Below are 13,378 nucleotides of genomic sequence, written 5' to 3' on the forward strand. Positions count from 1 at the left end.
TAGGACATTTGTACAAGGTTCAACTTTCGTTCTTCGATTGAACTTTTGTGCTAAAAATCCCCGCCTTCGGCAATACCCAAACCGTTATCTGCAAGCATATCCAAACCCATTTCGTAGAAGGAATTTCACAAAAAAACTATCTAAGAATTTAAATTATAGTAATTTTATCTTAACAAAAAGAAATAACAAACAATGAAATATTTATATTTAGCATTAGCGATTGTTCTTGAAGTTTTAGGTTCAAGTTTTATGAAAGCATCTGACGGATTTTCAAAACTTTTACCCACGACAATAACAATAATAGCATATATTGCTTGCTTTTTCTTCCTTTCTCAAGCATTAAAATCAATACCTTTAGGAATTGCTTATGCGATTTGGGGAGGTTTAGGAATTGTCTTAACTGCATTGATTTCAGTAATTATCTTTAAACAATCTTTGGATTTAGCAGCAATTATTGGAATTATTTTGATTGTTGCAGGTGTTTTTGTTATGAACTTTTTCTCTAAATCTTCAACACACTAAAAAATGCCTGCAGATAACATGGGTTTTGCAAGATGCGGGGTTGAAGTAAATCTCAGAAAATTTGTAGAAAATACCCGCAAACAACTTTTCCATTTTTTAGTTTTTTCGTAATTTTAAAAAATGGAAAAAGTTTTTGCTAGCGTTCGGTTATCCTCTCCACTTCCGGTTGCAGTAGCCCGCACCTCGCAAAGCCCTTTCCCGTTAGCGGTAATTTTTGAACTAGTCCCGTCCAAAAACAGATGATGAATAAAAAAACAAAACATTTATTAAACTCTATCCTGCTTGCTTCCACCTCGATTTTATACTTTTTCTTAGCTTATATTGGTTATGGAAAACAAAATATTGACTTAACTCAAAAGACAACTTATGAAAATATAGTAACTAATAAAGGCATTGGGATTCGTTACGGAAGTAAAGGCAGACAATCCAAAGTATTCTATATTACTCTCAAAGACTTAGATGAAAAATTGGGAGTTTATAGGATGTCAAAAAATTATGATGACTTACTAAATAAATTCGAGATAGGAGAAAAGGTGAAAGTTTATTATAGACCAAGTACAAATAAAAATGAAAACATTAATATTGACCTTATTCAAGTAGAAAAAGATGGTGAAATTTTAATAAGTAAAACGGAATACGAAAAAAAAGAAAGTGCCTTAATTTATATTGGACTAATTGCTGGATTTGGTACTTTATTTTTAGCATATAGATATTATAAATATGGAAGTATTGTTGGCAAAAAGCAAAAAAACTACCGCTAACAAGGTATTGCCAAAAGCGGGGCTAAAGTGCTAAATTCAAGGTTTGTACTTCTATTCCGCCAAAAACGAATTTTATTCGTTTTTGTTTCTTAAATTTAACTCATAAAAATTCGTTTTGGCTCGCCTCGGTGCAAAATCGAAACTTTCCGCTTCGATTTCCCCGCCTTCGGCAATACCCAAAACGTTGTACGCAATCTCACTACAAAACACTAATAAAGAATGAATTACGAAGAACTTTTAGTTGTAAAAAGTAAATATGAAATTACATATGCAGATTTACTTGCATTAGATGAATGGAAACTGAAAAGAATGGAAATTTTGGAAAAAGACCAAGAAAAATGCACTGAATGTGGATCCTCAAAATCATTTGGACCTTTTTTTTCTGGTAGCCAAAAATTATGGGGAAGAAAAATTAATGATGAATCGACTTTAGAGGAAACTCGAAAACTATTAGAGATTCATCATAAATATTACATTAGAAATTTATTACCTTGGGAGTATGAAGACGCATTAACAACTTTGTGTTCAGAATGTCATATTAAAGTACACGAAACAGAAGAAATACCAATTTATTTTGATAGTTCATTAACACAAAAAATAACAACTGAAACTTGCGAGCGTTGCGGTGGAACAGGTTTTTTAAAAGAATATGAATATTATCAAGGAGGGGTTTGTTTTGGTTGTCAAGGAACAGGCATGAGAATTCCATGGAATGATTAAAGAGACTGCGTACAACATGGGTTTTGCAAGATGCGGGGTTGAAGGAAATCTCAGAAAAATTCTAGAAAGTACCCGCAAAAAACTTTTCCATTTTTTAGTTTTTTCGTAATTTTAAAAAATGGAAAAAGTTTTTGCTAGATTTTCGTCCTCCTCTCCACTTTCGGTTGCAGTAGCCCGCACCTCGCAAAGCCCTTTTCCGTTAGCTGCAAGCGTTTAAGTATAAATTATGAGGACAACAGATATTTCGATTTTTGAAGTTTTTTTTGATGAAGATGATAGACAAATTTTCCTTTGTGATGATTTACAGTTGAAAGCGGATGCATTAAGAAACTCAATTCTCCCAAAATTTGATGTTATCACAAATGAAATTATAAAAGGAATAATTGAAATTTATGAAATTGATTTTTTTGAAAATTTATCAATTGTAAAATCTCCACATTTTCGAAAATCAAAAGAGCAAAGAAAAGATGAAGTAAAAAAAGATTATCAATATTGTGGTGTTGGAATTTCGGGAAAAAGGGCTGATAATAAATGGTTTGGTTTAGATAAAGGAACTAATAAAGTACCAAAAATTAACTTAACAACCTTGTACTTGACAATTGGTTCTACTGGATTTCAAAATGTTTTAAGATTTAATCATCCTAAAAATTTTACAGAAGAAACTTATAAAAAATTTTTTGATTTTTTTATTTACGAGAATGAATCTATCGTAAATTTACTTTTAAAAGCAAATATGAGTTACGGTTTTTATTATTCTTCTTCACTTACAGTTTATCAAGATTTGATGTTGAAATTTAGTAAAAAAAACTATGATGTCGTTTTTTATAAACCAACAGTTGAATATCCTTTAGACAATGAAAAGATAGTCGATGCAATATTATCTAACATTATTATTTTTCCCATACTCAATGCTTGTATACAAATTTCTTTAGGCAATGAGCATAATTTTGAAGAAGACCTAAGAAAACTATCATCGAAAATTTATGATTTCTCTAATTCTTATCAAAATGAAAAGCCAAAAGAAATTAAAGATTTGTCCGAAGAAGAAATGTTATTAATCAAAGAAAAAGCAGAACAAAAAATCAAAATTGTGGCAGGAATTAGATGGCAAGTATTCAAAAGGGACAATTGGAAATGTGTCTCTTGTGGGAAAAGTTCTTTTGATGATGTAATTTTACATATTGACCATATCATTCCTCGATCCTTGGGAGGTAAAGATGATTATGAAAATTTTCAAACCTTATGTTCTGAATGTAATATTGGTAAAAGTAATAAGGATACTACAAATTTAAGAAAATATAATAACGCCAGCAGCTAACATTGTATTGGCAAAATGCGGGAGGAAGTACAAAGTTGAACTTTTGGAAAAATAATCCGCCGAATATTTTTCCGTTCACGATATTTTTGTAATTTAGTTCACGGAAAAAATATCGGCTTCGTTTGGTCGTTCTTGAACTTTCAGTTCTTCGAAAGCCCGCACTTCGCCAATACTTTTTCCGTTATATGCGATTTTAGAAAACCGACACCGAAAAAATAAACAGACAATAAATGACAAAATGATAACAGGTAAAGACTTATTAGACTTGGGGTACAAACCAGGAAAATGGTTTAAAGAAGCAATTGACTATGCTAACAGCAATCAATTGAATGGAGACAGTTTGAAAAATTATTTAGAAACTGTCCGACCAAAATATATTGACCCATACTCTGAGCCTGTTGACTTTTATCAAAACATAAAAGCAGAAACGGAAGAAGAAATTTCAAATGTTGAGAACGTAATTTCAACAATGAAAGACCTTATGAAAACTCCGACTTTGGTCGGTGGTGCAGTAATGCCTGATGCTTGCCCAACAGGTGACGGCCAAATTCCCGTTGGCGGAGTTGTAATAGCAAGAAATGCTATACACCCCTCAATGCACAGTGCAGACATTTGCTGTTCGGTTATGATGACCAACTTTGGACACATTGACCCAAAAATTGTATTGGACTATGCTCACTCCGTAACTCACTTTGGCGGTGGTGGACGAGACGAGTTTTCATTCTTACCAAAAGAACTTGAAGAACGGATGGCAGAAAATAGATTTTTAAACAACGAGAGAAGCTTAAATTTCGCAAGACACCACCTTGCAACTCAAGGAGACGGAAACCACTTTTTATTCATTGGACGTTCAAGAAAAACAGGTGAAACTGTTATGGTAACTCACCACGGAAGTCGTGGTTTTGGTGCAAATCTCTACACACAAGGAATGAAACTTGCCGAGTTTTTCAGACGAGAAATTTCGCCAAAGACTTTAGAAAAAAATGCTTGGATACCATACGACACTGACGAAGGAAAAGAATATTGGGAAGCGTTACAAATTGTAAGAGAGTGGACAAAACTAAACCACACGACAATTCATAACGCAACAGTTGAAAAACTAAAATTTGACCCAGTTGACAGATTTTGGAATGAACACAATTTTGTATTCAAGGAGGGTGATTTGTTTTATCACGCAAAGGGTGCAACGCCATTGGACGACAAATTTGTGCCTGACAGCAAAGATGGATTAAGACTTATTCCATTAAATATGAGTGAGCCAGTTCTAATAGTAAAGGGCAACACGACAGACAACAATCTAGGTTTTGCACCACACGGAGCAGGCAGAAACATAAGCAGGGGAAGACATAAAAAGAACAACTCACATAGGACTTTTGAAGAAATATTTCACGAAGAGACTAAAGGGCTTGATGTAAGATTCTTTTCAGGAAATATTGACATATCAGAACTTCCAAGTGCTTACAAAAACGCACAGACAGTTAAGAACCAAATGAAAGAATTTGGACTTGGAGAAGTTGTGGACGAGATTATTCCTTATGGTTGCATTATGGCAGGAGATTGGGAAATTGACGCACCTTGGAAAATTAAGGCGAGAGAAAAATATAAAGCAAGACAAGAGAACAGCGAAAAGACGGACGAATGAAAAGAAAAACCGCATATAACATGCGTTTGGCGCAATGGGGGGTGACGTGCAAATTTGAAAGTTTGTGCTTCTATTTAGCGTTAGTGCATATTGATAGTTTAGTGCTTCTAAGTCCCCCACTGCGCCAAGCGCAAAAACGTTAGGTGCAATGCTATTTCGACCACGCAGTATCATTCTTCAACATACGAAGGACAGCAGGGAAAATGTGTTGCAAGTCATTGGCTGTCATTCCGCTTTTTTCAGCGACTACTGCCATTTGATGTGCTAACATTGCTTCGGCTTCTGTATCTTCTGTGAACAGCCAATTTTGAACCATTGGGTGAGCAGGGGATACTTCTTTAACTCCCTTTCTCCATTTGAAATTTAAAACATTTTCCATTTTTATTTGAGTTTGTGAGAAGCACTGCACCTAACAAGGTATTGCCAAAAGCAGGGTATTCTCGATTAATTAATCATTTGTAATTCTATTGGGCATTTGTGCAAGGTTGAAACTTTTGTCTTTCAAATCCCTGCCTTCGGCAATACCCGAACCGTTATGTGCAATGCTACCAAAACAGCGTCATAGAAAGAAAATTTTTATTATATTGCCAAAAAAATTAAAAAAATGAATGGAAAAATAAAATTGAAACTAAATCAGAAATCTTCAATAAGAAATAATATTTACGAAGTTTTTATTGACGGAAATTTTATTGGCATTATAGATTACAAAAATCCCAAGTTAGATTTCATAACCAATCTTGGAAATCATAAAATTCTTGTGAAAGGAAAAGACTTTCAAAAAGAACAAAATTTTAATTTAAGTTCACGAAAAATAGTTTTACCAATAGAAATTAATGAAAATTTCTTTTGGACAAAGCAATCCCCAGAATTGCCAAAAATAATGAATGGATTTGTTGTGGGATTTCTATTGGTTTATGCTGTAATAATTACATATCTTTTATATAATCAACAAATTAAATTTATGTATCCATTAATTATTCCATTTTTATTATTGCTATTCACAAACTCATCTTTAACAAACAATCAAAAATTTCAACTTAACTTTAAATAAATCAATAAAATGAAAATTACTAAAAGAGAAATTGTATTTTTTATAGCAGGAATTTTAACAATGTTAATAATTGAAAGTGTTTATGATTGGAATGGAACTAAAACTGCTTTTCAAAATGGCTGGAATGATGGTGGAAAAGTTTTAAAAAAATAAAAGCACTGCACATAACATAGTATTTGCAAAAGGCGGGGTTGAATATTTAATAGAACTATTTGTTGCATTTAATCGCAACTTGCTTTTCATATTGTATTTTTTTGTAATTTAACAATCTGAAAAAGCAATTTGCTTCGTTTGGTCTAAAATTGAACTTTCAGTTAAATTTAGCCCGCCCTTCGCAAATACTTTTTCCGTTATACGACACTATAACCAAACTACCGCTGAATGAAGGATTATTACTATATTTTAGGTATAAAACCTAATGCATCTAATGAAGAAATAAAAAAAGCATATCGTAAATTATCACTAAAATTCCATCCTGACAAAAATGATGGAGACTTATTTTTTCAAGAAAGATTTAAAGATATTCAGGAAGCATATGAAATATTAATTGATATTAACAAAAGAAAAGAATTTGATACTAAACTAAACTCTTTAAATCAACAAAATCAGGGAAGCAATTTTAATCCTGAAATAATTTTGTTCAATGTTGATAAAAAAAGTTGCGAATATAATGATGAAATAACTTTTACTTGGAAAACTGCTAATTCTAATCTTGTGAAAATTTCTCCTTTTGGTGCGGTTGAACCAATAGGACAAAAGCGATTTATTGTAAAAAATTTTAAAAATCCGTACTTAAATTTCGAAATTACAGCAATAAACACCAATATTAATCGTCAGATTTCTTCAAATGTAAAAGTTAGGAATAATACCTATTTTGAATTGTATGAGCATTTTAAATTAGTGATTAAGGAAGAAGAGAAAATTAAATATGAAAATTCAAGTAAATCTTCAAATTCGCAAAAGAAGCAGCAAAAAACAAACAGACCTCCATACGAATATGACATCACAAAAAATTACGTCCAATATCCAACTTCAAAAGGTCTAATTGAAATTGAACCTTGCGTTAGTTTTAAAGGAATGTATGTTTTTCTGGATAAAAAACTTGCACCTGATGGAAAATATAATCTCGGTTTCCTGATGAATGTTAAAGTAAAAGACGGAAAAGCAATATAGCGTCGTATAACATAGTATTTGCAAAAGGCGGGGTTAAGCGGAGAGTTGAACATTTAGTCATATTTATCCGCTTCTGCTTTTCCGTATTACTTTTTTTCTTAGTTTAGCAATACGGAAAAAGCATCGCTTCGGTTGATCGAAATTGAACTTTCCAGTCCAATTTAGCCCGCCCTTCGCAAATACTTTTTCCGTTGTAGGAAATTTTATACAAACTCTCGCCAATAACACAACTCAAATGAATGAAACTTTTACAATTTTCTTAATAATTTGTATTTTCTTTTTTATTATCTCCGAAATTTTTGGAAGAGCAAAACATATTGGAAGATGGTGGACATTTTTCTTATTAGTAGGCGGATTTTTACCAGGACTTTTAGCATTAATTTTTAGTCCATCAGCAAAAAAAGAACCAACAAAAGGTGGTAAAAGTTATAAAATATGGGGAATCATTTCTTTGATTTTTGGTTTTTTAAGTATTATTCCATTTGTCGCAACAGGCGGAAAACAAGGATATACTTTTATTGCATTAATAATATTGGGATTATATTTAATTCAACTTTCTAATGGAAAAGTAATTAATTTAAATCCTAAATTTTATTTTGAAAATCTAAAAATTGACATTCCGATTTCAGATAATACATCTAAAATTGTAGAAAAACAATCTATCTTGACTAACTATTTATATTTTATAATTGAAAACGACATTCAAGAGGGTCCATTTTCATTTGAAGAATTGATAGACAAGAGAATAAGCGAAGCAACTTTAGTTTGGAGAAAAGATTTAGACGGTTGGAAAAAAGCTTCAGAAGTAAGAGAAATTAAAAACATAATCTTATATACTCCACCTCCAATTCCGACAATATTCGAATCAACTCCTCCACCAATTCCAGTAGCTGAAAAACTTCCCAATAAATATTGGATTAACGGGAAAGGATATACTATTGAAGAAATTGAAAAAGAATTAATTAAAGGCAATTATATTATCTTTAAAGATTCCGTGATTTATGACAATAATGGAATTGAAATTTTTGTAAAAGGATCTTATATGTTTGAGCACTTATTGAAATACTTTCCTCCTGATAATTGATAAATATGGACAAAAAATATTGGATAAAAATTCAAAACTCTGAAAATGGACCATTTTCATTCAATGACTTACTAAACTATGATATAAACCCCGAAACTCCTTTTTGGTTTATGGGTCTTGAGGAGTGGATTTCTTTTAAACACAGTAATATTTTTTCAGATTATAATATAGAAAAAGAACGGATAAAGCTTTTAGAACTTGAAAAAATTGAAAAAAAGAGGAAAACAAAAAGAAGAATAAAAAGGATTTTATTCATATCTATACCTTTTATACTGATTTACTTATTTTTTTATTGTGAATATAGAAAAAATGATGTCGTTTCAAATTCTCTTATAGAAAATAATTTAAATGGCAGAGTGAAGATTATAACATCGAATGATTTTTCAAATGCTTCAGTTCAAAATGTTGAATTTTTTGACATTAAAGGAAATCGAAAGTTTTATTCAAATGTTAGTTTTTCCACATCTGTCAAGTTTGGAGAAAAAGGGATTTCTAATCTTACGATTCGCAATTTCCTAGTTGTTGAAACCACATCTGATTCACTAAACACTTCTTACATTAAACAGAAATTAGCCCAAATAAGCAATTTTGATTATTTGACTAGTAAAATAAATTTAAGAGATTCTAATGAAGAATTTAAGGACATTGAAAATATTGCCGAAACTCGAAATTTGGAAGTCTGGATAAAAGATAATAATGGAAACAGAATTGAAAAGAGAATTTACAACGAAAAGGGAGAACTCCAAAACTACCCAGAATCTTATTGTTTAAATATTAACCAAAATAAAATATTTACCGTTAATTGTGATAAAGAAAATAACAGTTTTATTGGAGACACACTTAGCATTGAAATCCTTAATGAAAAAAAAGAAAAGATCGAAGAAACCCTTTATTTTTCAAGTGATAAATCCAATAGAATTAAGAAATTATTCAAAAACAATATGTTAATAAAAGAAGAAACATATGATAAAGATGGAGAAAAATGGAGTTTTATCAATTATGAAACCGATAAGTTTAAAAACAAAATTTCTGAAGACAAGTTTACTGATATAACAAAAACAAAATATAAAGATTTATTTGATGACTATTTAGGCACAAATAAGGAATCACATAAGAAATATGAATACACTTATGACAATAGAAATAATTGGATTGAATATTCTGGATTCGAAAATGACAAAGAATTATTTCGCACAAATCGTAAAATAGAATATTATAGTTTTTGGGAATTTTTAAAAAATTATTTTAAATAATGAAAAAATATTGGATTATTATTGACAACGAACGTAAAGGACCTTTTGACTTTAGCGAATTGTCGTCATATGATGTAAAAGGGAATTCAAAGATTTGGTACAGTGGATTGGAAGATTGGATAGAGTTTGATTCTTTACCAGACTATATCGAATATCAAAAAATATTTACAAAAAAAGAATATATGAAACCTAAAAAAAAATGGAACAAAATTTTGTTTTCGTTTTTGATTACATCATCTATTTTTTTAATTGGATTTTTTGTTTATAATAAGATTAGCCTAAATAAAGAAATTGCAAAGGAAGAAGCTCAAAGACTGTTTTCTTTAATGTCTATAGAAAACCCTAACCAAATGGAATTAGAAAAACTATATCCAAATTATTCAAAAATGGGTCAAAGACTAATTTTGAAAGGCAAAATAGACATCACAGACATATCCAAAAACTCTTCTGGTAATTATGATGTATTTGCTACATACAATAACAACTATAAAATTTATTTAGAAATTGGAAGGGAAAATTTTTCTAATAAAATAATCAATACCAAAGGATTGTCATATTATTACTATAATCAAATTAGAAACTATGGTATAAAAAAGGGATGTCTTACGGGAAATGAAAATGATATAGAATTGGGACAGATTGTAAAAAAGAAAGATTTAGAATCTAATTTAAATATTAATTATGCTGCTAAAATTGCCGAGTATTATGACAATATAAAAAAAGATGAAAACATTTATGAATCTGGAGGTTACTTTCCTACATTAAATGGTAATGTAACAGTAACGAATAACAATAATATTTATCTTGATTACAGCAGTATAAAATGTAATTTACTGATTTTAGACAATAATGGAAATACAATTGACTCAAAACCATTATATTTATTCAATACTATTAAACCTCATACATCAGAATCAGCAAATGTATTTGCAACTATACCAAGTGGTGCGTCAAGTTATAAAGTCGAATTCGATGTAAACATTTCAGAAAATATTAGCAATCTACTTAAAGAAGAAGTAATACAAAACATTAGTGAAAATTGTGAATAAAAAAACTTCCTACAACATTGTATTGGCAAAATGCGGGGCTAAATCCAAGTTGAACTTTTTGTAATATTTTGTCGCCGCTGCTTTTACATTCCACATTTTTTTGTAATTTAGTTCCAAGAAAAAGCATCGGCTTCGTTTGGTTGAAACTGAACTTTCAGTTCATTTTCGCCCGCACTTCGCCAATACTTTTTCCGTTATGTGATATGGCATCAAAAATCACGCTTCGAAATAAATTCCACGATTTTGAGTGATTAAACAGAAACTGAATCCAGACCTAAATGTGCGTGAAAATATGGTCTGAATTCATCTTCTGTTTGACTGACTGAATAAATTGCGGACTTGACTTAAAAAACTGATTTCTGACACCACATCACTAACGGAATCTCTGAGTGAAAATAAAATTTAACGTCTTAAATTCTCTCTGCTGATTCAAATTCCGCTTGAAAAATAACTTTTTGAAACAAAAAAACGCTGACAAAAATTCGCACGCAAAACCTTTCCGAAAAAAATTTTGAATTTTAACGTTCTGAATATTTTTCGTGCCTGACTTTTACAAATTGGACGCTGAATTTTTAAAATTTTGCTGACTAAAAATACCGTTGAAACTGAATCTAACTGACCAATTACTGCGAAATTGCCACATCACACAACATCGGTTTTGCAAAAGCGGGGGATTTTCACAAAGTTGAGCCTTTTGTAATTTTTAGTCGCAAAAAACCATTTCGTTTTATTTTTTTGTAATTTTGAAAAAACGAAAATGGTTTTTGCTCGGGAAAGAATTTATAGAAAGTTTTGAACTTCTTAGCCCCGCCTTCGCAAAGCCGTTTTCCGTTATGTGCAATGCTACCAAAACAGCGTCATAGAAAGAAAATTTTTATTATATTGCCAAAAAAATTAAAAAAATGAATGGAAAAATAAAATTGAAACTAAATCAGAAATCTTCAATAAGAAATAATATTTACGAAGTTTTTATTGACGGAAATTTTATTGGCATTATAGATTACAAAAATCCCAAGTTAGATTTCATAACCAATCTTGGAAATCATAAAATTCTTGTGAAAGGAAAAGACTTTCAAAAAGAACAAAATTTTAATTTAAGTTCACGAAAAATAGTTTTACCAATAGAAATTAATGAAAATTTCTTTTGGACAAAGCAATCCCCAGAATTGCCAAAAATAATGAATGGATTTGTTGTGGGATTTCTATTGGTTTATGCTGTAATAATTACATATCTTTTATATAATCAACAAATTAAATTTATGTATCCATTAATTATTCCATTTTTATTATTGCTATTCACAAACTCATCTTTAACAAACAATCAAAAATTTCAACTTAACTTTAAATAAATCAATAAAATGAAAATTACTAAAAGAGAAATTGTATTTTTTATAGCAGGAATTTTAACAATGTTAATAATTGAAAGTGTTTATGATTGGAATGGAACTAAAACTGCTTTTCAAAATGGCTGGAATGATGGTGGAAAAGTTTTAAAAAAATAAAAGCACTGCACATAACATAGTATTTGCAAAAGGCGGGGTTGAATATTTAATAGAACTATTTGTTGCATTTAATCGCAACTTGCTTTTCATATTGTATTTTTTTGTAATTTAACAATCTGAAAAAGCAATTTGCTTCGTTTGGTCTAAAATTGAACTTTCAGTTAAATTTAGCCCGCCCTTCGCAAATACTTTTTCCGTTATGTGCAAGTCAATAGAAAATGCTGTCATATTTAGAAATAAGTGAAAAACGAATACGCATATACTTCAGAAAACAAAATAATACATATAAGCGAAATTCAACAAGGAAATAAGTCGCAATATACTTGCATTAATTGTGGAAGTATCCTAATACCCAAAAAAGGAAAAATAAGAAGTCATCATTTTTCGCATAAACACGAAACGAATTGCAGTTATGAAAGTTATTTACATAAACTTGGCAAATTAAAATTTTATGACCAGTACAAAAAATGTCTTTCCGAAAAAAAACCTTTTCGTGTTGAATACAAAATAGATAAAACTTGTAATGCGTGTCTTGAAAGTTTTAACATTTCTTGCAAATTAAATTCTGAAATAAAATCATATGATTTGACTAAGACTTTTGATGAAGTATTTATAGAAAAAGCATACAATGGATTTGTAGCAGATATTCTACTTAAATCAAATAAAACAAATGAGATATTATTTATAGAATTTGCTGTAACGCATAAGTGTGATGAAAAAAAAATACAAAGTGGTTATAGAATAATTGAAGTTAATTTAGTTAATGATTCTGACTTAAATTTCATAAATAAAAACCATATTAGTATAAGTGATTTACACCATAAATTCTATAACTTCAAGACAAATCACTTAACCGAAAAATTTATACACAGTGTAAATTGTAAAGAATTATTTGATATCTATTTAATTCACAAAAATAATAAGACTGTCAAAATAACTGAACAAATGCGAAACATTATTAATGAAATTAATAATAAAAATGTCATTTATTACAAAATCAATGAGATTGAAAATAGAAAATATGATTTTGAAAAATTTGTCATAAATTACTCATTTATGAATAGAGAATATAAAAATTGTTTTGCTTGTAGATTTTTTGATGAAAACACTTCTTATTACTCGTCAACTAAATATTTTTGTAAACGATTAAGAAAAGGAATTGACAATTCTAACTTTGGATCAAATTGTGAAAAATTTTGGAGGCTTGAAAATCGCATAGAATCATAGTTTGACCTGCACATAACATAGTATTTGCAAAAGGCGGGGTTGAAGTTATAATAGAACTACCAGTTGCATTTAGTCG

Annotated in this window: 15 protein-coding genes; 14 read left to right on the top strand and 1 reads right to left on the bottom strand. The window is 30.0% G+C overall.

The window, feature by feature from the left end:
• Positions 1-192: 192 nt before the first annotated feature.
• The 5 genes from CO230_RS04040 (at position 193) to CO230_RS04060 (ending at position 4,963) form a co-directional block, all read left to right on the top strand.
• On the top strand, positions 193-522 hold the full coding sequence (locus CO230_RS04040) for a DMT family transporter (RefSeq protein ID WP_035590939.1): 330 nt from the start codon (positions 193-195) through the stop codon (positions 520-522).
• 239 nt (positions 523-761) lie between these two features.
• Positions 762-1,283: a hypothetical protein gene (locus CO230_RS04045; RefSeq protein WP_122027421.1), complete on the top strand. Its 522-nt coding sequence runs from the start codon at positions 762-764 to the stop codon at positions 1,281-1,283.
• Positions 1,284-1,502: 219 nt separating this feature from the next.
• Positions 1,503-2,003 carry a hypothetical protein gene (locus CO230_RS04050; RefSeq protein ID WP_122027422.1) on the top strand — a complete coding sequence of 167 codons (501 nt, stop codon included), beginning with the start codon at positions 1,503-1,505 and terminating at the stop codon, positions 2,001-2,003.
• A gap of 226 nt (positions 2,004-2,229) precedes the next feature.
• Positions 2,230-3,321 carry an HNH endonuclease gene (locus CO230_RS12340; RefSeq protein ID WP_228438185.1) on the top strand — a complete coding sequence of 364 codons (1,092 nt, stop codon included), beginning with the start codon at positions 2,230-2,232 and terminating at the stop codon, positions 3,319-3,321.
• 238 nt (positions 3,322-3,559) lie between these two features.
• Positions 3,560-4,963: an RtcB family protein gene (locus CO230_RS04060; protein WP_122027423.1), complete on the top strand. Its 1,404-nt coding sequence runs from the start codon at positions 3,560-3,562 to the stop codon at positions 4,961-4,963.
• 151 nt (positions 4,964-5,114) lie between these two features.
• Here CO230_RS04060 and CO230_RS04065 read toward each other — a convergent pair whose 3' ends face one another.
• On the bottom strand, positions 5,115-5,342 hold the full coding sequence (locus CO230_RS04065) for a hypothetical protein (protein ID WP_122027424.1): 228 nt from the start codon (positions 5,340-5,342) through the stop codon (positions 5,115-5,117).
• 225 nt (positions 5,343-5,567) lie between these two features.
• Here CO230_RS04065 and CO230_RS04070 point away from each other — a divergent pair, with 225 nt between their 5' ends.
• The 9 genes from CO230_RS04070 to CO230_RS04100 all read left to right on the top strand — a co-directional run bounded on the left by CO230_RS04070 (position 5,568) and on the right by CO230_RS04100 (position 13,302).
• The gene (locus CO230_RS04070) at positions 5,568-6,014 is read left to right on the top strand and encodes a hypothetical protein (protein WP_122027425.1); all 447 of its coding nucleotides are present in this window, start codon (positions 5,568-5,570) and stop codon (positions 6,012-6,014) included.
• A 9-nt stretch (positions 6,015-6,023) separates the two neighbouring features.
• Entirely contained in the window at positions 6,024-6,167 is a 144-nt protein-coding gene (locus tag CO230_RS12165; protein WP_162989939.1) for a hypothetical protein, read from the top strand.
• A gap of 228 nt (positions 6,168-6,395) precedes the next feature.
• A complete protein-coding gene (locus CO230_RS04075; RefSeq protein WP_122027426.1) occupies positions 6,396-7,187 on the top strand; it encodes a J domain-containing protein in 792 nt (263 codons plus the stop codon).
• A 235-nt stretch (positions 7,188-7,422) separates the two neighbouring features.
• Complete coding sequence (locus CO230_RS04080) at positions 7,423-8,271, top strand: DUF4339 domain-containing protein (protein ID WP_122027427.1); 849 nt, start codon at positions 7,423-7,425, stop codon at positions 8,269-8,271.
• Between the two features lie 5 nt (positions 8,272-8,276).
• The gene (locus CO230_RS04085) at positions 8,277-9,524 is read left to right on the top strand and encodes a GYF domain-containing protein (protein WP_162989973.1); all 1,248 of its coding nucleotides are present in this window, start codon (positions 8,277-8,279) and stop codon (positions 9,522-9,524) included.
• Complete coding sequence (locus tag CO230_RS04090; protein ID WP_122027429.1) at positions 9,524-10,573, top strand: DUF4339 domain-containing protein; 1,050 nt, start codon at positions 9,524-9,526, stop codon at positions 10,571-10,573. Before CO230_RS04085 ends, CO230_RS04090 begins: the two co-directional genes overlap by 1 nt.
• A gap of 902 nt (positions 10,574-11,475) precedes the next feature.
• Positions 11,476-11,922 carry a hypothetical protein gene (locus CO230_RS04095; RefSeq protein ID WP_122027425.1) on the top strand — a complete coding sequence of 149 codons (447 nt, stop codon included), beginning with the start codon at positions 11,476-11,478 and terminating at the stop codon, positions 11,920-11,922.
• A gap of 9 nt (positions 11,923-11,931) precedes the next feature.
• The gene (locus CO230_RS12170; protein WP_162989939.1) at positions 11,932-12,075 is read left to right on the top strand and encodes a hypothetical protein; all 144 of its coding nucleotides are present in this window, start codon (positions 11,932-11,934) and stop codon (positions 12,073-12,075) included.
• A gap of 240 nt (positions 12,076-12,315) precedes the next feature.
• Entirely contained in the window at positions 12,316-13,302 is a 987-nt protein-coding gene (locus CO230_RS04100) for a competence protein CoiA family protein (protein WP_122027430.1), read from the top strand.
• The last annotated feature ends 76 nt before the right edge of the window (positions 13,303-13,378 follow it).

The sequence above is a fragment of the Chryseobacterium sp. 6424 genome (genome assembly GCF_003692615.1).
Classification (GTDB): Bacteria; Bacteroidota; Bacteroidia; order Flavobacteriales; family Weeksellaceae; genus Kaistella.